22 protein-coding genes are annotated in these 24708 nt (G+C 74.1%); 13 read left to right on the forward strand and 9 right to left on the reverse strand.

What is annotated here, in order from left to right; translation table 11 throughout:
* Window positions 1-101 precede the first annotated feature (101 nt).
* Complete coding sequence (locus AB0O53_RS26505; protein WP_350998463.1) at window positions 102-1226, reverse strand: type ISP restriction/modification enzyme; 1125 nt, start codon at window positions 1224-1226, stop codon at window positions 102-104.
* 165 nt (window positions 1227-1391) lie between these two features.
* Between AB0O53_RS26505 and AB0O53_RS26510 the strand changes: the two genes are divergently transcribed.
* Window positions 1392-1553: a hypothetical protein gene (locus AB0O53_RS26510; RefSeq protein WP_167344737.1), complete on the forward strand. Its 162-nt coding sequence runs from the start codon at window positions 1392-1394 to the stop codon at window positions 1551-1553.
* A 58-nt stretch (window positions 1554-1611) separates the two neighbouring features.
* Here AB0O53_RS26510 and AB0O53_RS26515 read toward each other — a convergent pair whose 3' ends face one another.
* Both AB0O53_RS26515 and hmgA read right to left on the reverse strand, forming a co-directional pair.
* Window positions 1612-2361, reverse strand: a complete 750-nt coding sequence (locus AB0O53_RS26515) for a GntR family transcriptional regulator (protein ID WP_350998397.1) — start codon at window positions 2359-2361, stop codon at window positions 1612-1614.
* A 66-nt stretch (window positions 2362-2427) separates the two neighbouring features.
* Entirely contained in the window at window positions 2428-3756 is a 1329-nt protein-coding gene (gene hmgA, locus AB0O53_RS26520) for a homogentisate 1,2-dioxygenase (RefSeq protein WP_365198753.1), read from the reverse strand.
* Window positions 3757-3973: 217 nt separating this feature from the next.
* Here hmgA and AB0O53_RS26525 point away from each other — a divergent pair, with 217 nt between their 5' ends.
* The 8 genes from AB0O53_RS26525 (at window position 3974) to AB0O53_RS26560 (ending at window position 16319) form a co-directional block, all read left to right on the forward strand.
* Window positions 3974-6127 carry a right-handed parallel beta-helix repeat-containing protein gene (locus AB0O53_RS26525; RefSeq protein WP_365198756.1) on the forward strand — a complete coding sequence of 718 codons (2154 nt, stop codon included), beginning with the start codon at window positions 3974-3976 and terminating at the stop codon, window positions 6125-6127.
* A 188-nt stretch (window positions 6128-6315) separates the two neighbouring features.
* On the forward strand, window positions 6316-7512 hold the full coding sequence (locus AB0O53_RS26530; RefSeq protein ID WP_365198759.1) for a cupredoxin domain-containing protein: 1197 nt from the start codon (window positions 6316-6318) through the stop codon (window positions 7510-7512).
* Between the two features lie 241 nt (window positions 7513-7753).
* A complete protein-coding gene (locus tag AB0O53_RS26535) occupies window positions 7754-9058 on the forward strand; it encodes a hypothetical protein (protein ID WP_365198834.1) in 1305 nt (434 codons plus the stop codon).
* A gap of 38 nt (window positions 9059-9096) precedes the next feature.
* Window positions 9097-9717: a TetR/AcrR family transcriptional regulator gene (locus AB0O53_RS26540; RefSeq protein ID WP_365198837.1), complete on the forward strand. Its 621-nt coding sequence runs from the start codon at window positions 9097-9099 to the stop codon at window positions 9715-9717.
* A gap of 171 nt (window positions 9718-9888) precedes the next feature.
* Entirely contained in the window at window positions 9889-12087 is a 2199-nt protein-coding gene (locus AB0O53_RS26545) for a molybdopterin-dependent oxidoreductase (RefSeq protein WP_365198762.1), read from the forward strand.
* Window positions 12088-12160: 73 nt separating this feature from the next.
* Window positions 12161-13666, forward strand: a complete 1506-nt coding sequence (locus tag AB0O53_RS26550) for a CitMHS family transporter (protein ID WP_350998384.1) — start codon at window positions 12161-12163, stop codon at window positions 13664-13666.
* 96 nt (window positions 13667-13762) lie between these two features.
* Entirely contained in the window at window positions 13763-15175 is a 1413-nt protein-coding gene (locus tag AB0O53_RS26555) for an aldehyde dehydrogenase family protein (protein WP_350998381.1), read from the forward strand.
* Window positions 15176-15239: 64 nt separating this feature from the next.
* Window positions 15240-16319: a Zn-dependent alcohol dehydrogenase gene (locus tag AB0O53_RS26560; RefSeq protein WP_350998378.1), complete on the forward strand. Its 1080-nt coding sequence runs from the start codon at window positions 15240-15242 to the stop codon at window positions 16317-16319.
* An 86-nt stretch (window positions 16320-16405) separates the two neighbouring features.
* On the opposite strand, the gene AB0O53_RS26565 is transcribed toward AB0O53_RS26560, so the two are convergent.
* Entirely contained in the window at window positions 16406-17056 is a 651-nt protein-coding gene (locus AB0O53_RS26565; RefSeq protein WP_403137720.1) for a TetR/AcrR family transcriptional regulator, read from the reverse strand.
* Between the two features lie 105 nt (window positions 17057-17161).
* Between AB0O53_RS26565 and AB0O53_RS26570 the strand changes: the two genes are divergently transcribed.
* The 3 genes from AB0O53_RS26570 (at window position 17162) to AB0O53_RS26580 (ending at window position 19392) form a co-directional block, all read left to right on the forward strand.
* Window positions 17162-18313: an acyl-CoA dehydrogenase family protein gene (locus AB0O53_RS26570; protein ID WP_365198768.1), complete on the forward strand. Its 1152-nt coding sequence runs from the start codon at window positions 17162-17164 to the stop codon at window positions 18311-18313.
* 59 nt (window positions 18314-18372) lie between these two features.
* Entirely contained in the window at window positions 18373-18660 is a 288-nt protein-coding gene (locus AB0O53_RS26575; RefSeq protein ID WP_350998369.1) for a YiaA/YiaB family inner membrane protein, read from the forward strand.
* A 96-nt stretch (window positions 18661-18756) separates the two neighbouring features.
* A complete protein-coding gene (locus AB0O53_RS26580) occupies window positions 18757-19392 on the forward strand; it encodes a TetR/AcrR family transcriptional regulator (RefSeq protein WP_350998366.1) in 636 nt (211 codons plus the stop codon).
* Here the strand turns inward: AB0O53_RS26580 and AB0O53_RS26585 are convergent.
* Window positions 19383-19844, reverse strand: coding sequence for a MaoC family dehydratase (locus tag AB0O53_RS26585; protein WP_030901938.1), 462 nt, complete (start codon window positions 19842-19844; stop codon window positions 19383-19385). The genes AB0O53_RS26580 and AB0O53_RS26585 overlap by 10 nt on opposite strands.
* 126 nt (window positions 19845-19970) lie before the next feature.
* Here AB0O53_RS26585 and soxR point away from each other — a divergent pair, with 126 nt between their 5' ends.
* Entirely contained in the window at window positions 19971-20414 is a 444-nt protein-coding gene (gene soxR / locus AB0O53_RS26590; protein WP_350998362.1) for a redox-sensitive transcriptional activator SoxR, read from the forward strand.
* On the opposite strand, the gene AB0O53_RS26595 is transcribed toward soxR, so the two are convergent.
* From AB0O53_RS26595 to AB0O53_RS26610, 4 genes are all read right to left on the reverse strand, one after another.
* A complete protein-coding gene (locus tag AB0O53_RS26595) occupies window positions 20395-21180 on the reverse strand; it encodes a 3-keto-5-aminohexanoate cleavage protein (protein WP_365198773.1) in 786 nt (261 codons plus the stop codon). The two genes, soxR and AB0O53_RS26595, sit on opposite strands and share 20 nt — an antisense overlap.
* Window positions 21177-21758, reverse strand: coding sequence for a hypothetical protein (locus AB0O53_RS26600; RefSeq protein WP_350998356.1), 582 nt, complete (start codon window positions 21756-21758; stop codon window positions 21177-21179). Before AB0O53_RS26600 ends, AB0O53_RS26595 begins: the two co-directional genes overlap by 4 nt.
* A gap of 95 nt (window positions 21759-21853) precedes the next feature.
* Complete coding sequence (locus AB0O53_RS26605; protein ID WP_365198776.1) at window positions 21854-23191, reverse strand: serine-threonine protein kinase; 1338 nt, start codon at window positions 23189-23191, stop codon at window positions 21854-21856.
* A 106-nt stretch (window positions 23192-23297) separates the two neighbouring features.
* Window positions 23298-24638 carry an exo-beta-N-acetylmuramidase NamZ family protein gene (locus tag AB0O53_RS26610; RefSeq protein ID WP_350998350.1) on the reverse strand — a complete coding sequence of 447 codons (1341 nt, stop codon included), beginning with the start codon at window positions 24636-24638 and terminating at the stop codon, window positions 23298-23300.
* Window positions 24639-24708: the final 70 nt, after the last annotated feature.

Consider the following 24708-nt stretch of genomic DNA (forward strand, 5'->3'; position numbering starts at 1 on the left):
CCGTATCGCGCGGCCGGTGCGGGCGCGGGCGTGGACGCGGGCGTGGCGCGGACCCGTGGCGGCGTGCCCCCTCCGGCCGCGGCGCCCGGGCGCCCGGCCGGTCACAGTAGGGCGAACTGGCCGCCCGGGCCCTCCTCCTGGTGGTCCAGCACCGAGGCCGGGCGCCGGCTCCAGGCCGGCGGCGGCAGCACCCCGGCCGCGCGCAGCTCGGCAGCGGGAAGGCCCGGGCCCGGCTCGAACGCGGCCCGCTCCGGAGCCAGTTCGGCCAGCAGCGCCAACGTCGTGACCAGCGCCAGCAGTTCCGAGGTCCAGCTCTGCGGCCACTCGGCGGGGCCCAGCGCCGCCAGTCCCTCGGCCTCCGGTCCGCGGTGCGCCGTACGGGCGGCGAACCAGCTCTCCAGCACGCGTACGCCCTGCACCTCGTACTCCCACGCCCCGGCCGGTACGGGGGAGACCGTCCCGCTCCCCAGCCCGAGCGTCTCGGTCTCCGCGTCGTACGACAGCTCGCGCGGCCATCCCCCGACCGCGGAGCGGACGTACGGGCGGCGCCCGCCGGGCAGCCGGGGCGCCTCCCCGCCGCGCGCTCCGCGCAGCTGGACGGTGAGCAGCCGGTGCCCCAGCTCCAGCCCCGCCCGCCAGCGCGCAGGGTCGGCCGCCAGCGGGACCTCGTACCCGCGCGGACCGGGGCGGCCGGCCGCCAGGATCCAGCACAGGACGTCCTCGGGGGTCACCCATCCGCCGTGGCGTTCGCCCAGCAGCGGCAGCAGGCCGGGGGCGAGGTTCGGCTCGGCACCGCCCGGGCGCCGGTGCAGCGGGCGGATCCGGCCGAGCCGGCCGGCCGGGAGAAGCCCGGTGACCAGCGGCTCCGGGCTCTCGACGAGGAAGAGCTGGTGCTCGTCGAGGACCCGCCAGAGCTCCGGGCGGGCGGTGTCGATGAGCCGCTGGTCGGGCAGGAGCCACTGCTCGTCGAAGGGCTCGCGCAGCACCCGTACGGGGTCGGGGCAGGGCCCGGGGGCGTCGGCGAACCGGGCCGTGCCCGCCGAGCGCTGCCCGGGCAGCGCGGCCGCCGAGGCGGTGGGCGTGCGGCTGCGGCTGGGGCGGAAGAGCCGCTCCCGCTCCGCGCCTTCGGAGCCCGCCAGGACGGCCCAGCGGGTGCGCAGGGCCGCCGGATCGGGCGAGGCCACCCAGTCCCGGCCCAGGCGCAGGCCGCCCACGGCCCAGGGCATCAGATCGTCCAGCAGCGGGTCCGGTCGCGGTGTGTCAGCGCTCACGCCGCCGATGGTAGCGACGGGCTCCGATGGCCGGGCTGCGTCCAGGCCGAAGAGCTACGCTCCTTATGTACGCATACGTACGGTACGTCGGTACGTACGGTGTCGACCGAGGAGCCGGTCATGAGCCAGTACGACGAATACTCGACCCCGTCCCAGGCCGAGGGGGAACGCCTCGACGAGGACATGGACGAGGCGCAGCGCAAGGAGCGCCACCCGCAGACCATGCGCACCACGCCGTCCCAGGCGGAGGGCGAGCGCACCGCCGACGACGAGAAGAAGTGACGACGAGCGCCGGCGGGGGCGGAACGGGCGGGGGCGGAAGCGGAAGCGGTGCCGCCGATCAGTGCGCGTCGACCGTCACCGTGAAGGAGAACCGGTCGCCCCGGTAGCGGATCCGCGCCACGTCCACCACCCGCCCGTCCTCGGCGTAGGTCACGCCCGTGTAGTGCAGGATCGGGCTGAGCAGCGGGACCTGAAGCAGTTCGGCCGTCTCCGGGTCCGCGAGCCGGGCCTCCACGGTGTCCGTGATCCGGCTGATGCGCACCCCCACGACGTCCCGCAGCACCTTCGTCATCGGCCAGCGCTCCAGGTCGGCCACGTCGACGGCCTCCGCGAACTCCGGCAGGACCGCGTTCTCCGCCCAGTTGGTCGGCTCGCCGCTCTCGCGGTCGCGCCGCAGACGCCGGTAGGTGACCACCTCGGGCGTGTCGGGGAAGTGGTCCAGCAGCTCCCCGGCCACGGGCGTGGGCCCGTGGCCGAGGACGGTGGTGCGCTCGCCCGACTGCTGGGCCACGATCGCGTCGACCGAGCCCAGCAGCCGCACCGGAGTGCTGCGCAGCGCGCCCGGCTCGATGAAGGTGCCGCGCCGCCGGTGCCGGCTGATCAGGCCCTCGCCCTCGAGCTCCTTGAGCGCCTGCCGCATGGTCAGCACGCTCACCCCGTAGTGCTCGGCCAGCTGCTCCTCCGTGGGCAGGCGCAGCGAGGCGTCCGGGGTGCGCCCCAGTATCGAGGCGCGCAGTGACTGCGAGACCTGGTACCAGAGCGGGAGCTTCCGGTTCAGGACCAGCGAGTCGGGGGCGAAGGCGGTCACGGGTGGATCTCCGAACGGCTGGACGGGGCTGACGCGCGGCGGCGCATGCAGGGTATGCAGTGCAGGTCAGGCGCGGAAGTGGCGCTGCAGACCCTGCCACACGTCGTCGTACCCGCGCTGGAGGTGGTCCGCGCCGGCCGCCTGGGCGGTGGCGGTGATCGGCCAGCGGGTCTCGAACATGAAGGCCAGGCCGTCGTCGATCTTCTGCGGCTTCAGCTCGGCGGCGCTGGCCCTGTCGAAGGTCTCGTGGTCGGGGCCGTGCGCGGACATCATGTTGTGGAGCGAGCCGCCGCCGGGGACGAAGCCCTCCGCCTTGGCGTCGTAGGCGCCCTCGATCAGGCCCATGTACTCGCTCATCACGTTGCGGTGGAAGTACGGCGGGCGGAAGGTGTCCTCGCCGACCAGCCAGCGCGGCGCGAAGACCACGAAGTCCACGCCCGCCAGGCCCGGGGTGTCCGAGGGCGAGGTCAGGACGGTGAAGATCGACGGGTCGGGGTGGTCGTAGCTGATCGTGCCCAGGACGTTGAAGCGGCGCAGGTCGTAGACGTAGGGGACGTGCGTGCCGTACCAGGCGACCGCGTCGAGCGGGGAGTGGCCGTAGGTGGCCGACCAGAGGTTCCCGCAGAACTTGTTGATCACCTCGGTGGGGCGCTCGACGTCCTCGTACGCGGCCACCGGGGCCCGGAAGTCGCGGGCGGCGGCCAGGCCGTTGGCGCCGATCGGGCCGAGGTCCGGCAGGACGAAGGGCTGGCCGTAGTTCTCGCAGACGTAGCCGCGGGCGTCGGCGTCCAGCAGCTCGACGCGGAAGCGGACGCCGCGCGGGATGAGCGCCACCTCGCCCGGGCGGGCGGAGAGCAGGCCCAGCTCGGTGCGCAGGAGCAGCCCGCCGCGCTCCGGGACGATCAGCAGCTCGCCGTCGGAGTCGCTGAACACCCGGTCCGTCATGGACGCGTTGGCGGCGTAGAGGTGGACGGCCATGCCGGTGCGCTGGGTCGCGTCGCCGTTGCCGCCGAGGGTCCACAGGCCGGCCAGGAAGTCGGTGCCGGGGGCCGGGTCGGGCAGCGGGTTCCAGCGCAGCCGGTTCGGGTCCGCGGGCGCCTCGGTGAAGGGGGCGGTGCGCAGGGCGCCGTTGTCGATCCGGGTGAAGGGCGGGTGCGCGGCCGAGGGGCGGATCCGGTAGAGCCAGGAGCGGCGGTTGTGGCTGCGGGGCTCGGTGAAGGCGCTGCCGCTGAGCTGCTCGGCGTAGAGGCCGAGGGGTGCGCGCTGGGGCGAGTTCCGGCCGAGCGGCAGTGCGCCGGGGACGGCCTCGGAGCTGTGTTCGTTGCCGAAGCCGGTGAGGTACTCCAGTGCCTCGGCCGTCTTCCTGGCCTGCTCGCTGCCGGCCTGCTCGCTCATGTGCTGCTCCCGCTCCGTCGAAGGAATCCTATGGTCGACAGTAGGATTCCGCGGCCCGCGCGTCAACGGCGTCCCGGCGGCATCCGGCGCGAGGCCGCGGTCCGGGCGGGAGGAAACGGCGGGAAACGGGAGGAAGGCCGGCGGGGCGGCGGGGCGGCCGCGCGGATTCGCTCCCGGGGGGATCACAAAAGATGAACATTGCTCTACTCTCACGCGCATGTCGTGGACCCGCAGGTTCCCTGCCGTGCCGGCGGCGCTCCTCGCCGCCCTCCTCGCCCTCCTGTCCCTCTTCGCCGCCGCGCCCGCCGCCCGCGCGCACGAAGAGCGCCCGGTCACCTTCCCGGACGGCTCCGGATCCGTTCCGGAGTACCGCAAGGCCGACCCCGACCTCATCGTCTGCAAGACGGACCGGCCTGCCTTCGAACGCCGGATATCCGCCTTCCCCGAGGACCTCAAGGCCCGCAACCTCGCCCTGTACGAGCGCTGCGAGAAGAGCGGTTACCGGCACCTCCAGGAAGCCGTCGACGCCGTGGACCGGCCGGGGATGAACATCGCGATCCTCCCCGGCCTTTACGAGGAGGAGCCCTCACTGCCCAAGCCGACGGGGGAGTGCGCCGCGCTCAAGGCGCCCGACTCCGCGCTCGGCTACCAGATCCTGTCCTACGAGCAGCAGGTGCAGTGCCGGCACAACCAGAACCTCGTCGCCATCCTCGGCAAGAAGAACCTGCAGATCGAGGGCACCGGTGCCTCCCGCCTGGACGTGGTCGTCGACGCCAAGTACCAGAAGCTCAACGCCATCCGCGCCGACAAGTCCGACGGCGTCTACTTCCGCAACTTCACCGCCCAGCGCACCACCTTCAACTCGCTGTACGTCCTGGCCGCCGACGGCTTCGTCATCGACGACGTCCTCACCCGCTGGAACGACGAGTACGGCTTCCTGACCTTCGCCAGCGACCACGGGCTCTACAAGAACTGCGAGTCGTACGGCAACGGCGACTCCGGCATCTACCCCGGCAGCGCCTCCAACATCAACGACGGCCGCGGCTACGAGGTCCCCCGCTACTCCATCGAGATCACCGGCTGCCGCAGCCACCACAACATGGTCGGCTACTCCGGCACCGCGGGCGACTCGGTGTGGGTCCACGACAACGAGTTCGACCAGAACATGGGCGGCGCCTCGATGGACAGCGCCTTCCCCGGCCACCCCGGACTCCCGCAGAATCACGCCAAGTTCGAGCGCAACCTCATCCACGACAACAACCAGGACTACTACCGCCACGTCGCCGACGGAACCTGCGCCAAACCCCCGATCGAGCGCGGCTACGAGCGCGGCGTGGTCTGCCCGCAGATCTCCATGCCGCCGGGCACCGGCATCATCACCGCGGGCGGCAACTGGAACCTCTACGAGGGCAACTGGGTGTACGGGCACCAGCGCGCGGGCTTCTTCCTCAGTGCGGTTCCCGCCTTCATCCGCGGCGAGGAGGCCTGGTCGAAGCAGACGGACACCTCCCACCACAACCGCTACGCCGGCAACGTCCTCGGCAAGGACAGGTCCGGAGCCTCCCGCCCCAACGGCATGGACGTCTGGTGGGACGGCCAGGGCAGCGGGAACTGCTGGCAGGACGGCCCCGACAGCTCCACCCCCGGCACGGTCCCGCGGTGCGGCGAGCGCCGGGGCGAGGTCTCGGGGGCGTCGGCCCGCCTGGTCGGTGAACCGGTCAAGCTGGTCCAGCTCCTCGTCTGCGCGGACTACAACGTCCAGGCGCGCAAACTCCCGGCCGGCTGCGACTGGTACGGCGCGCGCGGACTCGAACGGGTGGAGACCCAGCTCGCGCTGGCCGTGGCCGCGGTGCTGCTGCTGGTCGGCGGGGTCCTGTGGTGGCGCCGCCTGCGCGGCACCCGCCTGGGCACGGCGGCCACGCTCGCCGGGCTGGCGGGCCTGGCCCTCGACGTGGCCGGTTCCACCACGGCGCTGACCGCCACCTTCGTCCCGGCCTTGGCGCTGCTGCTGCTCGGCCTGTGGTGGACGGGAGCCGGCCTGGTGCTGCGGGCCACCCGTCCCTGGCTGGCCCGCCTGACCCTGCTGCTGGCCGGGCTCACCCTGCTGGACGCCTTCGACAAGGCGGTCCTGATGATCCCGTGGACCCCGCTGAGCCCCGCCTGGGTGCGGGCCCTGGTGGCCGTGGTCTGGGTCCTGTGGGCGGTCGTGGCCTCCGCCCGGCCGGGCGCCGCCCCGGCCCGCCCCGCGGGCCCCGGCGACGACCCCGAGGGCGACCGCGCCCCGGCCCCGCCCGGCCCCGCCCCCACCCTGCACGAGTCCCGGCCGGCCGAGCCCGCCGAGGCACCCGGAGCCACGGGAGGCCAGGCGTGACCCGGTACCCCGAGCCCCGCCCCACCCCCACCGCGCAGCCCGACGGCCACCCCCGGAGCGGACCCGAACCCGGGCCCGAGACCCGGCCCGCCGACCGGCCCTGGGGTGGTCCCACCGCGCGGCCCGAGGGCCGGCCCGGTGGCCTCCCCGACATACATTCCGGCGAAGGAACCGAGGGCCGGCCTTGCATGCGGTCAGACGACCGGCCCGGGAGCGGTCCCACCACGCGGTTCGGTGCGCAGCCCGACGTACGCTCCGGCGACGGAACCGAGGGCCGGCCTGATGGCCGGCCCGAATCCGGGCCCGACCTGCGGTCCGAGGGCGGGCCCACCACGCGGCTCGTGGACCGGACCGGCGGTCGGACCGTTGCCCGGTCCGGCCACGGCGCCGACGGCCAGCCCGACACGCGGTCCGGAGCCGGGGTCGGCGGCCGGATGCGGTGCGGCGTCTGCGGGACGCCGCACCGCGCGGCCGGGGCACCCCGGGCAGCACGCGGGCCCCGGCGCACCGCCCGTACCGCGCGAACCGGCGGAGCCACCCGTACCGCGGCCCTGCTCGCCCTCGCCCTGCTCCTCGCGGGCGGCGCGGCGACGGGCTGCGGCGGGCGGGCCACCACCCACCACAAGCCCGGCACCAGCCACGAGCAGGCCTCCGGCAGCGTCGGCACCCTGCTCGCCACGGCCGACGCGGCCGGCCACAAGCTCCGCGAGGTCCCGGCCGAGGGCGCCCCGGAGGTCCAACTGGCCCTCCGCCCGGACTCCGAGGACGGCTGGAACCTCCAGCTGAGCGTGAAGAACTTCCGCTTCACCCCCGACAGCACCGGCGGCGCCGCCCTCCCGGGCGCCGGCCATGCCCACCTGGAACTCGACGGACGCAAGATCGCCAGGGTGTACGGCCCCTGGTTCCACCTGCCCGCGGCGCAGGTCCCCGAGGGCGCGCACACCCTGACCGTCCGCCTCTACGCGGACGACCACACCGCCTGGGCGGTCTCCGGCAAACCCGTCGAGGGCGCGGTACAGCTCACCGCTCCCGCTCCGGGCACGTCTGGCGGCCACAGCCACGGCGAAGCCCCCGCACAGCCGCCGCAGTCGCAGCAGTCGCCGACACCGGGCCAGGAGCAGGCGGACCGCACGGTCACCATCACCGTCCGGGACGGCAAGGTCAGCCCCGCCCCGGCCCGCACCGAGCTGCGGCGCGGCGAACGCGTCGCCCTGCGCGTCACCAGCGACCGCGCTGACACCCTGCACGTCCACGGCTACGACAAGGAACTCGCCCTGCCGGCAGGCCAGGAGGCCACCCTGATCCTGACGACCGACCGCACGGGCCTCTTCGAGGTCGAGACCCACGAGTCCGGCCTCGTCCTGACCCAACTCCTCGTCCGATGAACGCCCGCCGCGCCGCACCCCCTTCCGGCACCCCGCACCCTTCCGACACCCCGCCCGCCACCGACACCCCGCCCGCCACCGAGGCCGCGGCCCCGCCGCCCGTGCTCGGGCCCGAGCACGGGACGCAAGGCCGATCCGGCGGCGGCACGCCGAGTTCGGCGGTCCGACGGTGAACCCGAGCCCCCTCAGCCCCGGCCCCGGCCTCGGCAGCCTCGATCTCGGCCTCGGCCTCGGCCAGGGCGTGGTCCGTCACCCGGCCGAACCGGTCACCGCGCTGGCGCACGGCATCGGATCCCAGCACGATCTGCCGATCTCTCCCTTCTACGCGTTCGCCGGAGCCTTCGCCGCGCTGTTCGTCTCCTTCCTGGCACTCGGCCTGCTCTGGTCCACCTCCCGCTTCCGCGGAGCGCGTTCGGGCCTCGCCCTGCCCGCGGCCCTCCAGCGGGCGGCCGACGCGCCGGCCACCCGCACCACCCTGCGCGGGCTCGGGCTCGCCGCCGCGCTCGTCGTCCTGCTGTACCTCCTCCTCGGTCCCGACGACCCCGCCCGCAACCCCGCTCCCGGCGCCGTCTACGTCCTCCTCTGGGTCGGGCTCGTACCCGCCTCCCTCCTCCTCGGCCCCGTCTGGCGCCTGTTCAACCCGCTGCGCACCCTGCACCGCCTGATCTCCAGGGCCCTGCGCCGCCCCGGTACCGGCCACCACCCCCTTCCCGCCCGGCTGGGGCTGTGGCCCGCCGCCGCCGGACTGTTCGGCTTCACCTGGCTCGAACTCGTCTCTCCCGATCCCGCATCCACCACCACCCTCCTGATCGCCGTCGCCGCCTACACCGCCGCCCAACTGCTGCTCGCCGCCCGCTACGGCGAGAGCTGGTTCGCGGACGGGGACGCCTTCGAGGCGTACTCCTGCCTCCTCGCCCGCCTCTCCCCCCTCGGCCGCCGCAACGACGGCCACCTCGTCCTCCGCAACCCCTTCCACGGACTCGACGCGACGCCCGAGCGGCCCGGACTCGTCGCCACCGTCTGCGTCCTGCTCGGATCCACCGCCTACGACGGCTTCTCCGACAACCCCTCGTGGATCAACACCCTCCAGACCTCCCCCCTCGGCCGCACCCCCACGGCCACCCTCGGACTGCTCGGCTCCATCGCCCTCGTCGCCACCCTCTACTGCCTGTGCGCCGCTGCCACCCGCCTCGTCAGCGGCCCGCACCCCGGCCCGCTGACCGCCTTCGCGCACTCACTCGTCCCGATCGCCCTCGGCTATCTCATCGCCCACTACTTCTCCCTCCTGGTAGCCGAAGGACCACGCACAGTAATCATGGCACTCGGCACTGACAACGCCCCCGAACCCGCTCCACCGCTGGGTCCCGGCGGCCTCGCCGCCCTCCAGGTCATCGCTGTCGTCACCGGCCACGTACTCGGTGTCGTCGCCGCCCACGACCGCTCCGTACGCCTCTTCCCGCCCGCCCGGGCGGTGGCCGGACAGCTGCCGCTGCTCACCCTGATGATCATTTACACGATCGGGGGCCTCAGTCTCCTGCTCAACTGACGAGGCCCCCGCCGGACCCGGAAGTGAGGAGCGGCATGATGGACCCCGTGCCTCCCGCCCACTCCCTGCGCCGTACACCGATCCAGCAGCGCAGCGCCGACCGGCTCGCCCGGATCCTCGACGCCTGCGCCGAACTGCTGGACGAGACCGGGTACGAGAACCTCAGCACCCGCACCGTCGCACTGCGTGCCGGCGTGCCGATCGGATCCGTCTACCGCTTCTTCGGCAACAAACGGGCCATGGCCATCGCCCTCGCCCACCGCAACCTGGACCGTTACGCCGACGGCATCGCCGAACGTCTCGACGGCCTCCCCGCCACCCACTGGCGGCCGGTCGTGGACGCCATACTGGACGAGTACCTGGCGATGAAGCGCAGCGTTCCCGGCTTCGCGCTCGTCGACTTCGGCGTGCCCGCCCCGCCGGCCGGGGACCCGGAGGGCGACCCCAACCACCAGGTCGCCGCCCGCCTGACCGAACTGCTCTCCGCGCACCTCGGCCTGACCCCCGACGCCACGCTGGAGCGGGCGGTCCTCGTCGCCGTCGAGGCCACCGACGCGCTCATCCAACTCGCCTTCCGGACCGACCCGGCCGGGGACCCCGGCATCGTCGACGAGACCCGCGCGATGATGCACGCCTACCTGGCCCGCGTACTGGACTGAGCCCGCGCCCGGCGCCCCCGGGTGCTCCTCCGGCCCCGCCCGCACCCCTGCCCCGATCCGCCCGTAGTGCGCGGCGAGGGAGTGCCGCGCACTCCCTCGCCACCGTGCCTACCAGTCGGTATGCTCGGTGCCCCGCATGCCCGCGCCGCAGCCTGCCGCCCTGGAGGGCCCATGCCCCGCACCGCCCTGCGCATCTGCCCCCTCTGCGAAGCCACCTGCGGCCTCACCCTCACCATCGAGGGAACCGCCGTGACCGGCGCCCGCGGTGACCGCGACGACGTCTTCAGCCGCGGCTTCATCTGCCCCAAGGGAGCGGCCTTCGGGCAGATCGACGCCGACCCCGACCGCCTGCGCACGCCCCTCGTCCGCCGTGACGGACGGCTGCGGGAGGCCGGTTGGGAGGAGGCCTTCGAGGCCGTCGCCGCCGCCGTGCCCGGCCTCGTCGGGCAGTACGGACCCCAGTCCGTCGGCGTGGTCCTCGGCAACCCGAACGTCCACACCATGGCGGGCGCGCTCTACCCGCCGCTGCTCCTCAAGACCCTCGGCACCCGCAACCTGTTCACCGCCAGCACGCTCGACCAGATGCCCAAGCACGTCTCCAGCGGATTCCTCTTCGGCGACCCCCTGGCCATACCCGTCCCCGACCTCGACCGGACGGACTTCCTGCTGCTCCTGGGAGCCAACCCGGTCGAGTCCAACGGCTCCCTCTGCACGGCCCCCGACTTCCCCGGCCGCCTCAAGGCCCTGCGCGCCCGCGGCGGCACCCTCGTCGTCGTCGACCCGCGCCGCACCCGGACCGCCGCACTCGCCGACCGCCACCTCGCACCGCGCCCCGGCAGCGACGCGCTCCTGCTCGCCGCCCTCGCGCACACCCTGCTCGCCGAGAAGCTCGCCGCACCCGGGAGGCTGGAGGAACACCTCGACGGGCTCGGGGAACTCGGCGCCGCCCTCGGGAGTTTCACACCTGAGGCCGTCGCACCCGCCTGCGACCTCACGGCCGACGAGATCCGCAGCCTCGCCCGCGAGCTCGCCGCCGCACCCACCGCCGCCGTCTACGGACGGATCGGCAGCTGCACCGTCGAGCACGGCACGCTCGCCAGCTGGCTCGTCGACGTACTGAACATCCTCACCGGCAACCTCGACCGGCCCGGCGGAGCACTCTTCCCGCTCTCCGCCACCGACCGCGCCCCGGGGCCGGCGGGCCCCGGCAAGGGCTTCACGGTCGGCCGCTGGCACAGCCGGGTCAGCGGCCGCCCCGAGGCCAAGAGCGAACTGCCCATCGCAGCCCTGGCCGAGGAGATCGAGACGCCGGGGGAGGGGCGGATCCGCACCCTGATCGCCATCGCCGCCAATCCCGTCCTGTCCGCACCCGACGGCGACCGCCTCGACCGGGCGCTGGCCGGCCTCGACTTCATGGTCTCGGTCGACCCGTACCTGAACGAGACCTCCCGTCACGCCCACGTCGTGCTGCCGCCGCCACCGCCCGCGCAGAGCCCGCACTTCGACTTCGCGTTCAACGCCTTCGCCGTACGCAACCAGGCCCGCTACTCGCCGCCCGCCGTCCCCCTGCAGGAAGGCCGGATGGACGAATGCGAGATCCACGCGCGCCTGCTCCTCGCCGTGTCGGGGCTGCACGGTGCCCCGCCCGGGGCCGTCGACGAACGCGTCATCGCCGACACCCTCGCCCGGGCCGTCACCGACCCGCACTCACCGCTCCACGGCGCCGACCCGTCCGAGCAGGCCCGCCGGCTGACCGGGCGCACCGGCCCGGAGAGGCGGCTGGACATGATGCTGCGCCTCGGGCCGTACGAGCTGGTCCTCGACGACCTGCTGGAGGCGCCGCACGGCATCGACCTCGGTCCGCTGAGGCCGCGGCTTCCGGACGTACTGAAGACGCGCAGCGGCAGGATCGACCTGCTCCCGGACCCGATCGCGGCCGAGCTGCCCGGACTGCGCGCCGCGCTCGCCGACCGCCCCGCCGCCCTGGTGCTCGTGGGCCGCCGCCACCTGCGGTCCAACAACAGCTGGTTGCACAACGTCCCGGCCCTCACCGGAGGTTCCAACCGCTGCACCCTCCAGGTCCACCCGCAGGACGCGGCCCGGCTGGGCCTCACCGACGGCGGACGGGCCAGGATCGCCGCCGACGGCGGGAGCCTGGAGGTCCCCGTCGAGGTCACCGACGCCGTACGCACGGGAGTGGTGAGCCTCCCGCACGGCTGGGGGCACGACCGCGCCGGCGCCCGCCTGGGCGTCGCCTCCGCCACGCCCGGCGCCAACGTCAACCAGCTGCTCGACGGCACCCGCATCGACCGGCTCTCCGGCACGGCCGTGCTCAACGCCTTCCCCGTCGAGCTGACACCCCTGCCCTGAGCTGGGGTTTTGCTCGTATTGCTCACGCGCCGACGTCTTGTTGGCGCAAGGAGGTGGCACCTACCTTCCCCCCATGCTGACCTTCCTCGGCTTCGCCATGATCGCGACCTTCCTGGTCCTGATCATGATGAAGAAAATGTCGCCCATCGCGGCGCTCGTCCTCATCCCCGCACTGTTCTGCGTGTTCGCAGGAAAGGGCGCACACCTCGGCGACTACGTCATCGAAGGCGTCGGCAAGCTCGCACCGACCGCCGCCATGCTGATGTTCGCCATCGTCTACTTCGGCCTGATGATCGACGTCGGCCTCTTCGACCCGATCGTCCGGGGCATCCTGCGCTTCTGCAAGGCCGACCCGATGCGCGTCGTGGTCGGCACGGCGGTCCTCGCCGCGATCGTCTCCCTCGACGGCGACGGATCGACCACCTTCATGATCACGGTCTCGGCCATGTACCCGCTCTACAAGCGGCTCGGCCTCAGCCTGGTGGTCATGACGGGCGTCGCGGCCACGGCCAACGGCGTCATGAACACCCTGCCCTGGGGCGGCCCCACGGCCCGCGCCGCGACCGCCCTCAAGCTCGACGCCGCCGACATCTTCGTCCCGATGATCCCGGCCCTCGCGGTCGGCCTGCTCTTCGTGTTCGCCCTGGCGTACGTCCTCGGCCTGAGGGAGCGCCGCCGCGTCGGAGTGCTCGCGCTCCCCGGCCACAAGGCGCCCGAGGACCTGGTGGAGGCCGACGAGGACCTGGTCGGGGTCGCCGCCGGGAACGCCGACCGGACGGTCTCCGCCGGCCCCGTGGTATCGAGCGCGGCCGCCGGAGCCACGCCCGCCTCCGCCTCCACGACCGCCTCGACCTCCACGCCCGCCTCCGCCTCCGCCGCCGTCCCCGCCCCCACCGGCGGCGCTGCCTCCGCCGCCGGGCCCGATCCCGAGGACGGGTTCCAGGGCCTCGACCCCGACCGGCCCACCCTGCGCCCCCGCCTCTACTGGTTCAACGCCGGCCTCACCATCGCCCTCCTCACCGCGATGATCATGGAGTGGCTGCCCATCCCGGTGCTGTTCCTGCTCGGCGCGGCCCTCGCCCTCACGGTCAACTTCCCGCACATGCCCGACCAGAAGGCCCGGCTCGCCGCCCACGCCGACAACGTCCTCAACGTCGCCGGCATGGTCTTCGCCGCCGCCGTCTTCACCGGGGTCCTCACCGGAACCGGCATGGTCAAGGACATGGCCGACTGGCTGGTCGGCGCCATCCCGGAGGGCATGGGCCCGCACATGGCGCTGGTCACCGGCCTGCTCAGCCTGCCGCTCACCTACTTCATGTCGAACGACGGCTTCTACTTCGGGGTCCTGCCCGTCCTCGCCGAGGCCGGCGCCGCCCACGGTGTCTCCCCGCTGGAAATCGCCCGTGCCTCCCTCGTCGGCCAGGCGCTGCACATGTCGAGCCCGCTGGTTCCGGCCGTCTACGTCCTGGTCGGCATGGCCAAGGTCGAGTTCGGCGACCACACCCGGTTCACCGTGAAGTGGGCGGCCCTCACCTCCCTCGTCGTCCTCGCGGCAGGGATGCTTTTCGGCATCATCTGACCCGGCCGCCCCCTGGCCGCCAAAAACTACCGGCGCTAGTTTGTAGGGTGGCGGGGAGGTGGATCCACGCGCATGTGCGGACTCGGGAGGAATGCCATGAAGGCCCAGGACGGGATGTACATCGACGGCGCATGGCGGCCCGCCGTCGCAGCCGGCCGGATCGAGGTCGTCAACCCCGCCGACGGCCAGGTCATCGCCCAGGTCCCGGCCGGCACCGAGGAGGACGTGGACGCGGCCGTACGCGCGGCACGCGCGGCCCTGCCCGGCTGGTCGGCCACGCCCCCGGCCGAGCGGGCCGCCCTGATCGGCGCGCTCCGCGACGCGCTCCAGGCCCGCAAGGGCGAGTTGACCGAGACTGTCACCGCCGAACTCGGCGCCCCGCTGCCCTTCGCCAAGGCGGTCCACGTCGGCGCGTCGATCGCCGTCGTCTCCACCTACGTGGAACTCGCGGCCTCGTACGCCTTCGAGGAGCGCATCGGGAACTCCACCGTCCTGCTGGAGCCGGTCGGCGTGGTCGGGGCCATCACCCCCTGGAACTACCCGCTGTACCAGATCGTTGCAAAGGTGGCACCCGCTCTCGCCGCCGGCTGCACCCTCGTCCTGAAGCCGGCGGAGGACACCCCGCTGACCGCGCAGCTCTTCGCCGAGGCCGTGCACGAGGCGGGGATTCCGGCCGGAGTCTTCAATCTGGTGACCGGTACGGGCCCGGTCGCCGGCCAGGCCCTGGCCGCCCACGAGGGAGTCGACTTCGTCTCCTTCACCGGCTCGACCGCCGTCGGCAAGCAGGTCGGCGCCACGGCCGGAGCCGCCGTCAAGCGCGTCGCGCTGGAGCTGGGCGGCAAGTCGGCGAACGTCATCCTGCCCGGGGCCGACCTGCCCAAGGCCGTCGCGGCGGGCGTCGGCCACGTCATGAACAACACCGGCCAGAGCTGCAACGCGCTCACCCGGATGCTCGTCCACCGGGACCAGTACGAGGAGGCGGTCTCGCTCGCGGTCGCCGCCGTCGCCGACCACCCCACGGGCGACCCGCGCGAGGCCGGCACCCGCGTCGGCCCCGTCGTCAACGCCAAGCAGCACGAGCGCGTCCGCGGCTTCATCGCCAAGGGCATGGAAGAGGGTGCGCGCCTGGTCGCCGGTGGGCCGGACGCGCCGTACGAGCAGGGGTACTTCGTCGCCCCGACCGTGTTCGCCGACGTGACCCCCGACATGGCCATCGCCCAGGAGGAGATCTTCGGTCCGGTGCTGTCCATCCTCGCGTACGAGGACGAGGAGGAGGCCCTGCGCATCGCCAACGGCACCGTCTACGGCCTGGGCGGCGCCGTCTGGGCCGCGGACGAGGAGACGGCCGCGGCCTTCGCGCGCCGCATGGACACCGGGCAGGTGGACATCAACGGCGGCCGCTACAACATCCTCGCGCCCTTCGGCGGCCACAAGCAGTCGGGCGTGGGCCGTGAGCTGGGCCCCCACGGGCTCGCCGAGTACCTCCAGACCAAGTCGCTGCAGTTCTGAGCCGCAGTCTCCACCGCAGATCCCACCGCATCCGCCCCCGCACCGGAAAGTCGAGACGACGCCCATGGTCCGCGCCGCCATCCTGCCCGCCGTCGGAGCACCGCTGGAGATCAGGGAGATCGTGCTGCCCGACCCCGGCCCCGGGCAGGTGCGCGTCCGGCTGGCCGCGGCCGGCGTCTGCCACTCCGACCTGTCCCTCACCAACGGCACCATGCGGGTCCCCGTGCCCGCCGTCCTCGGCCACGAGGGCGCGGGCACGGTCCTCGCCGTCGGGGAGGGCGTCACCCATGTCGCCCCCGGTGACGGCGTCGTGCTCAACTGGGCCCCGTCCTGCGGGAAGTGCCACCACTGCACCATCGGCGAGGTCTGGCTCTGCGCGACCGCCCTCGCCGGGGTCGGGAACGTCCACGCGCACGACGCCCAGGGCACCCCGCTGCACCCCGGGCTGAACGTGGCCGCGTTCGCCGAGGAGACCGTCGTCGCGGCCGGCTGCGTGCTGCCCGCGCCCGCGGGGATCCCGCTCGCCGAGGCCGCCCTGCTCGGCTGCGCCGTCCTCACCGGCTACGGGGCCGTCCACCACAGTGCCCAGGTCCGCCCGGGCGAGTCGGTGGCCGTCTTCGGGGTCGGCGGGGTCGGCCTGGCCGCGCTGCAGGCCGCCCGGATCGCTCAGGCGGGCCCGGTCGTCGCCGTCGACGTGTCACCGGCCAAGGAGGAGCTGGCGCGGGCGGCCGGAGCCACCGAGTTCGTGCTCGCCTCCGACACCACCGCCCAGCAGATCCGTGCGCTCACCGGCGGGCAGGGAGCGGACGTCGCCGTCGAGTGCGTCGGCCGCGCCGAGACCATCCGCGGCGCCTGGGAGTCGACCCGCCGCGGCGGCCGCACCACGGTCGTCGGCATCGGCGGCAAGGAACAGCAGGTCACCTTCCACGCCCTGGAGATCTTCCACTTCGCCCGCACCCTCACCGGCTGCGTCTACGGCAACAGCGACCCGGCCCGCGACCTCCCGGTGATCGCCGAGCACGTCCGCGCGGGCCGCCTCGACCTGGGCGCCCTGGTGACCGACCGGATCACCCTCGACGACATCCCGGCCGCGTTCGACGCCATGGTCGCGGGCAAGGGCGGCCGCTCCCTCGTCGTCTTCTAGACCCCCGCGCCCGGCCCCGGCCCTGAGCCCCACCGGCCCCGGCCCTGAGCCCCACCGGCCCCGGCCCGGAGCCGGGCGCGCGGGCCTCAGTCGTCCCGGTTCGCGCGCGCCAGCGCCTCGTACTGGAGGGCCAGTCCGTCCAGCAGCGCCTCCAGGCCCGTCTCGAACGCGCCCTCGTCCACCTCGCGCTGCCGCTCGGCCAGCAGGTGGGCCTGGCCCAGGTGCGGGTAGTCCGCGGGGTCGTAGGCCGCCCGGTCGTCGACGAAGCCCCGGGCGAAGGAACCCACCGCAGAACCCAGGATGAAGTACCGCATCAGCGCGCCGATCCGGGTCGCCTGCGCCGCCGGCCACCCGGCCTCCGTCATCGCGCCGAACACCGCGTCCGCCACCCGCAGTCCCGCCGGGCGCCGACCGGGCCCGCGCGCCAGCACCGGCACGATGTGGGGATGGTCCGCGAGGGCGTCCCGGTACGAGTGCGCCCACGCCCGCAGCGCTCCCCGCCAGTCCTGACCGCCGTCGAACATCGACAGGTCGACGCGCGAACTCACCGCGTCCGCCACCGCGTCCAGGATCTCGTCCTTGGTGCGGAAATGGTTGTAGAGCGAGGGCCCGCTGACCCCGAGCGCCGCCGCCAGCCGCCGGGTCGACACCGCCTCCAGCCCCTCCGCGTCGACCAGTGCCCCGGCCGCCTCGACGATCCGGTCCCGGCTGAGAAGGGGCTTGCGCGGTCTGGCCATGCGCCACATAGTAAAGCCTGCCCCCGAAAAACTACCGGTGCTAGTTAAAGCGCACCGGATGCCGCCCGCCACCCGCCATCCGTCACCCGCCCGCAGGAGGTCCCGGTGAATCTGGAACTGAGCGAGGAGCAGAGCGCCGTACGCCGGCTCGCCCGCGAGTTCGGCGAGCGCGAGATCGTCCCGTACGCCGCCGAGTGGGACCGGGCCGAGAGCGTGGACCGGGCCGTCGTGAAGAAGCTGGGCGCGCTCGGCTTCCTCGGCCTGACCGTCCCCGAGGAGTACGGCGGCTCCGGCGGCGACCACCTCTCCTACGTCCTCGTCACCGAGGAGCTCGGCCGCGCCGACTCCGCCGTGCGCGGCATCGTCTCCGTCTCCCTCGGCCTGGTCGCCAAGACCATCGCCGCCTGGGGCACCGAGGAGCACAAGCGCACCTGGCTGCCCCGCCTGTGCTCCGGCGACGCGCTCGGCTGCTTCGGCCTGACCGAGCCCGGCACCGGCTCCGACGCCGCGAACCTCAGCACCCGCGCCGTGCGCGAAGGGGACTCCTACGTCCTGCACGGGACCAAGATGTTCATCAGCAACGGCTCCTGGGCCGATGTCGTGCTGCTCTTCGCCCGTACCGGAGAGGAGGCGGGCCACCGCGGCGTCTCCGCCTTCCTCGTCCCGGCCGACACCCCCGGCCTCACGCGCCGCGACATCCACGGCAAGCTCGGCCTGCGCGGCCAGGCCACCTCCGAACTCGTCCTCGACGGCGTCCGCGTGCCCGCCTCCGCCCTGCTCGGCCCGGCCGGCAAGGGCTTCTCGGTGGCCATGTCCGCCCTGGCCAAGGGACGGATGTCGGTCGCCGCCGGCTGCGTCGGCATCGCGCAGGCCGCGCTGGACGCGGCCGTCTCGTACGCCGCCCGGCGCGAGCAGTTCGGCAAGCCGATCGCCCAGCACCAGCTCGTCCAGGAACTCATCGCCGACATCTCGGTCGACGTGGACGCGGCCCGGCTGCTGACCTGGCGGGTCGCGGACCTCATCGACCGCGGACGGCCCTTCGCCACCGAGTCCTCCACCGCCAAGCTCTTCGCCTCCGAAGCCGCCGTGCGTGCCGCGAACAACGCCCTCCAGGTGCACGGCGGTTACGGATACGTCGACGAGTACCCGGCCGGGAAGCTGCTCCGCGACGCCCGCGTGGCGACCCTGTACGAGGGCACCAGCCAGATCCAGAAGCTCCTCATCGGCCGTGCCCTCACCGGGGTTTCCGCCTTCTGAGTACCGGTATGAGTACGCGCGCGGATGTGCTCTCCCGCCGCCCGCCCGATGCTCGACGCATGAACGAGACACCGGTCAAGCAGAACAGCACGGGGGCGTACTACGGACAGGCCGTCGCCTCCTTCGCCATCGCCCTCGTGGCCGTGGCCGTCGGGATCTACCGCCTGGACGCCGACGGCTGGGTCCGCGCCTTCCTCGGGATCGCGGTCCTCTACCTCACCACCTCGGCCTTCACCCTCGCCAAGGTGATCCGCGACCGCCAGGAGGTCACGCAGATCGTCAGCCGGGTGGATCAGGCCAGGATGGAGAAGATGATGGCCGAGTACGACCCCTTCTCGCCGAAGTAGCCGCACGGTCCGCGGCGGCCGACCCGAGAACGCTAAGCGCTTGCTCACCTTCCCTGTAGGGTGTTCTTTCCCGAACGGTGAAGAGGTGAGTGAGCGATGGACAGCGCGGAGGACACGGTCGACGGCTACCGGCCGTGGTCCGAGGTCACCCCGGACGCCGCACGGCGGCTGCTCGTCGCAGCCGTCGAGGCCTTCGCCGAGCGCGGTTACCACGCCACCACCACCCGTGACATCGCGGGCCGCGCCGGCATGAGCCCGGCCGCGCTCTACATCCACTACAAGACCAAGGAAGAGCTGCTCCACCGGATCAGCCGGATCGGGCACGACAAGGCGCTGGAGATCCTCACCACCGCCGCCGACGGCCCCGGCTGCGCCGCCGAGCGCCTCGACGCCGCCGTACGGTCCTTCGTACGGTGGCACGCCGCGCACCACACCACCGCGCGCGTGGTCCAGTACGAACTCGACGCCCTCGCCCCCGAGCACCGCTCCGAGATCGTGACGCTGCGCCGGCGCAGCGACGCCGCCGTGCGCCGCATCCTCGCCGACGGGGTCGCGGCGGGGGAGTTCGACGTCCCCGACGTGCCGGGCACCACCCTCGCCGTGCTGTCCCTGTGCATCGACGTGGCCCGCTGGTTCAGCGCGGCCGGACAGCGCACGCCCGACGAGGTCGGCGCGCTCTACGCCGACCTCGTGCTCCGCATGGTGGGCGCGCGGCCGCGCCCTCAGAAGTAGTAGCGGGACACCGACTCCGCCACGCACACCGGCTTCTCGCCGCCCTCGCGTTCGACCGTCACCGTTGCGGTGACCTGTACGCCGCCGCCCGCCTCCGCGACCTCCGTGATCACGGCGGTGGCGCGCAGCCGGGAACCGACCGGCACCGTCGCCGGGAAGCGCACCTTGTTCGTGCCGTAGTTGAGGCCCATCCGCATGCCCTCGACCCGCATGACCTGCGGCACCAGGCTGGGCAGCAGCGACAGCGTCAGATAGCCGTGCGCGATGGTGGAGCCGAAGGGTCCGGTCGCGGCGCGCTCCGGGTCCACGTGGATCCACTGGTGGTCGCCGGTCGCGTCCGCGAAGAGGTCGATCCGCTTCTGGTCCACTTCCAGCCAACCGCTCGGGCCGAGCGGTTCGCCGATCCCGGCGTGCAGCTCCTCGGCGGACGTGAAGACCCTCGGCTCGGCCATGCCTGTTCCTGTCTCTCGCGGGACCACTGACGGACGAATAAGCGCTTGCTCAGCATGCTGGGACCGCATGGCTATGTCAACGGACCTCATGTGTGTGCCGACGGACCTCCGGCTACCCTCGGCCGGGTGCCGCAGATTCCCGAGAAAATCCACGAACTCACCGTCGGCCAGCTGTCCGCCCGCAGCGGCGCCGCCGTCTCCGCGCTCCACTTCTACGAGGCCAAGGGCCTGATCAGCAGCCGCCGCACCTCCGGCAACCAACGCCGCTACACCCGTGACGCGCTGCGCCGGGTGGCCTTCGTACGCGCGGCCCAGCGCGTGGGCATCCCGCTCGCCAGCATCCGCGAGGCACTCGCCCAGCTCCCCGAGGAGCGCACCCCCAACCGCGAGGACTGGGCCCGCCTGTCCGAGGCCTGGCGCACCGAGCTCGACGAACGAATCAGCCGACTCGCCCGCCTGCGCGACCACCTGACGGACTGCATCGGCTGCGGCTGCCTCTCGATGGAGACCTGCGCCCTGTCCAACCCGGACGACGTCTTCGGCGAACGGCTCACCGGCTCCCGGCTCTGACGGCCCCCGGGCGGGGCAGCAGTTCCCGGGCCGCCGCCACCAGTTCGGCGTTCGATCCCGCCGGGCGCCCGTCCGGCAGGTGCAGCACATCTCCCACGCCGGTGCGCGCGGCCGTCCCGCACCGGGCGGCCAGCCGCAGCGCCGGCCAGGCGGCCCCGTCCCGCCCGAACAGCAGCAGCGCCCCCGCCGGCAGCCCGCGCAGACCGGCCGGCAGGGCCGGCCCGGGCGTCGGCCCGTCCACCGGCACCCCCGCGATCTCGGCCACCACCCGGACCCCGCCGCGGGCGCCGCCCGGGCTCCGTACCAGCCAGGCCCGCAGCCGCTCCAGCGGCTCCGGCCCGGCCGGACCGCCCGGCGGGGCCACCGCGTCCACCGCCACCCCCCGCTCCAGCAGCGCCTCGGCGAGCCCGGCCGCCCCCGGCTCCGCGAAGCACACCACCGCCCGATCGGGCAGGACCGTCCACGCGCCCACCCGCGCCAGCCGCTCCGCCGGATCCGGCTCGGCCGTGACGCTCGCCGGCACCGCCAGCGGTACGCCCGCCCCCGCGCCCCGCAGCGCCTCCAGCACCGGCCCGACCACCCGCGGCGAGAGGCTCTCCCGCCCGCACGGCGTCCGCGGGTGCAGCAGTACCTCGTCCGCCCCGGCGGCGACCGCCCGTACCGCCGACTCCACCAGGTCCTGCGGCGACATGGGCACGGCGGGCCCGTCGGCGGCGCCGCGCGACCCGTTGACCGACACCACGACCGGCCCGCCGGCAGCCCTCACGCCGCGTCCGTCGAGGGGAAGTCCGCCAGGGCCGGTCTCGGCACCACGATCCCGCAGCCCGCGCACACCGGCCCGTCCCAGGCCAGCGCCCCCTCCCAGGGGCCCACCGGAGCCACCTCCGGCCACCGCAGCTCGGTGTCACCGCAGACCGGGCACGCCGTGCCCGGCTCCGACTCCAGCGCCCGGACCAGCCGCCGCAGCACCTCGCCCAGCGCCCCCTCGGGCCGCACCCACGGGTCCGCGCAGCGCACCACCGCGTCCCCGCTCCCGCCCCAGGCCCACTCCGGCCGGCGCAGCCCGTGGTGCTTCTCCCTCCGGCGCCGTTCCGCGAACTGGCGCTCGTACTCCAGCCAGACCGTCCGCGCGTCCTCCAGCTCCTCCAGCGCGGCCACCAGCCGCAGCGGGTCCGCCCCCCGGTCCTCGGGGGCGATCCCGTGCCGGTCGCACAGGTGCCACCAGGTGGCCCGGTGCCCGTAGGGTGCGAACCGCTCCAGGCAGCGGCGCAGCGAGTGGCGCCGCAGGGCCCGGTCGTTGCGCGCGTCGCGCACCTGGTAGGCCAGACTCCGGAATCCCGCCATCACGCCATCACCTCCGCCGATGTGCCCAACATGCCCGGTCGGGTGCGGGCGCATGCGGGGGCGGACGAGGCGTGCAGGTGGCACATGGCCAGAACTCAGCGCCCCATGCGCCCCGCGGACACCACGACCCGGGCCAGTTCCTCGTGGCAGATGTCGCTGTGCGCCCCCGAGGGGGCACCGCCGCGCCGCACCACGGAGCCCGCGTCCACACTGACGCATCCGGCCGCGGGCACCCCCTCGCGCAGGGCCCTGTCGAGGCCCATCCGGGGCGCTCCCGGCACCGCCTGCACCCCGTCGTGCCCGATCGCGCCCCACCGCTCGTCGAAGCCGAGCAGACCGGCCGAATCACCGGCCATCCGGGACGCCAGCGGGTAGAAGACCTTGAGCGCGGAGTCGTGCGGAGAATGGCAGGCGACCACCGGTCCGTCGACCTTGCGCTGGAGGCCGCGCAGGGCGCCGCCGCGCCCCTTGTCGTGCGGCAGCTGGTCGGCGAACGCGTAGTGGGAGAAGGCTCCCTGGAGCAGGGTCACGGACCTGACGTACCGGGCCCCGTCCGGCACCGCGCGCAGCGAGAAGGAGACCACCCGGGCCCCGAAGCTGTGTCCGATCAGATGGAACCGCATCGCCGGCCGGCCCGCCGCCAGCTCCGCCAGGACCGGGCCCAGCCCCCGCTCGCCGACCACGCCCGCCCGCTTCTTCATCGTGTAGTACGCGGCCTGCCGCAACAGTTCCTTGGCGCCGCCCCACAGGCCGCGCAGCCCGCCGCCGACCGTGAGCCCCGGCCCCTCGGCGCCCGCGGCGGCAGCAGCCGCGCCCCCGGCCCTGGCCAGGGCGAGCGACAGGACCCGGCAGACCTCCAGCACGTCCTCCGCGAAGATCGCCGGTACCGCCGGCGCCGGCGCCGCCACCGTGTGCGCGGCGTGCACCGCGTCCACCCCGGCCAGCTCCCTGACCAGCGCGCCGAACTCGATGAACGCGGCCGCCGACTCCGGCTGCTCCGCCAGCAGCTCCGCGAGCCGGTCCAGCTCCGCGCGCCTCCCGGGCCAGAACTCCCCGAGCGCCTGCCGGGTCAGCGGGTCCAGCGCACAGCCGTGGCCCGCCTCCGCGAGGGCGCCGGGCGCCTCGAAGTCGGGGATCGGCTCGTCGGAGAACCGCATCGAGGGCCACACGACACCCACGTACCCCAGCCGAACCCCCGGCCCCACCAGGGCGGGGAACGGTGCGAAGAACCGGTCGTAGAGCCGGGTCGCCGTGGAGCGGTCGCTGTTCCAGCCGTGCGCGAAGACGAGTACGTCCGTCGCCTCCATCCGGGACACCGCCCCCTGCGAGGCGCGGTCCACGTCCCCTTCGGAGTCGAAGGTCAGTTCCGCGTACGGACCCACCCCGATCCCGGTCCCCGTCCCGAAGCCGAATCCGCCACCGACATCCGCCATGACGTCCCCCTTCACGCCGTGCCTCCGGTGCAGCCAGCATCCTGCTGCGGTGCCCGCCCGGCCAGCCCCCCGACGCGGCCGGCTCAGGAGCGGAGCAGGCTCCGGCTCAGGAGTAGAGCAGGTACTGCGCGCGCACCGCCTCGAAGCGGGCCAGCCCCGCCGCCCAGTCGCCCGCGACCTCCTCCACCCCGGCGCCCGCGTCCACCAGCGTGCGCACCCGGTCCGAGCCGGTCAGCCGGTCGATCCAGTGGTCCGCGCGCCAGCCGAAGCCGCTCCACACGCGGCGGGCGGTGACCAGCAGTCCGATGCCGGCCCGCACCGGGTCGAAGGCCTCCCGGTCGTGCACGATCAGCCGGACCCCGCCGCACACCTTCCCCACGTGCTTGGAGAAGGTGGGCGTGAAGTACGCCTCGCGGAACCACACCCCGGGCAGCCCCAGCCCGTTCGCGGCCTCCGCCCACCGCCGGTCGATCCCCTCCGCCCCCAGCACCTCGAAGGGCGTGGTCGTGCCGCGCCCCTCGGAGAGGTTCGTCCCCTCGAACAGGCAGGTCCCGGCGTAGGCGAGGGCCGTGTCCGGCGTCGGCATGTTCGGGCTCGGCGGTACCCAGGGCAGCCCCGTCTCCCCGAAGAAGGACCCGCGCCGCCATCCGGACATGGCCACGGTGGTCAGCCTGACCGGGCCGGTGGCGGGAGCCGGACCGGAGGCCGGACCGGAGGCCAGGAACTCGCCGTTGAACAGCCGGGCCAGCTCGGCCGCCGTCATCCCGTGCGCGAGCGCGATCGGCTCCCGGCCCACGAAGCTGGCGTACGGCCGCTGCAGCACCGGGCCCGCCGCCCGCCGGCCGCCCACCGGGTTCGGGCGGTCCAGCACCACCACCGCCTTGCCGGCGAGGGCTGCCGCGCGCATGCAGTCGTAGAGGGTCCAGATGTAGGTGTAGAAGCGGGCCCCGACGTCCTGGATGTCGAAGACGACGGTGTCGATCCCGGCCGCCGTGAACACGTCGGCGAGCCGCTGCCCGCTCTTGTCGTACGTGTCGTACACGGGCAGCCCGGTCGCGGGGTCGCGCGCGGCCCCCTCGGAGTCGCCGGCCTGCGCCGTCCCGCGGAACCCGTGCTCGGGCCCGAACACCGCGACGAGGTCGACCCGTTCGTCCGCGTGCAGCACGTCCACCAGGTGCCGGGCGTCGGCGGTGATCCCCGTGGGGTTGGTGACCACCCCGACCCTCTGGCCGGCCAGGGCGGCGTACCCGTCCGCCGCGAGCCGCTCGAAGCCGGTGCGCACCCGGCCCGCCGCCCGCGGTGCACCGGTCCCGGCAGCTCCGGCAGCCCCGGCTGTGCCCGCAGCCCCCGCAGCCCCGGCTGTGCCCGCCGCGCCCAAGGCGCCGGCCGCGCCCGCCGATCCCACGACCCCCGCCAGCCCCAGCACCCCGCGTCGCGACAGCGTCATCCCGACACGCTACGAGGCGGGCCCCTTCCGCCCCGACATACCGACTGGTTAGTCTGCCCGGATCCGCAAC

The organism is Streptomyces erythrochromogenes (assembly GCF_040684695.1).
In the GTDB taxonomy this organism is placed as follows: Bacteria; Actinomycetota; Actinomycetes; order Streptomycetales; family Streptomycetaceae; genus Streptomyces; species Streptomyces erythrochromogenes_C.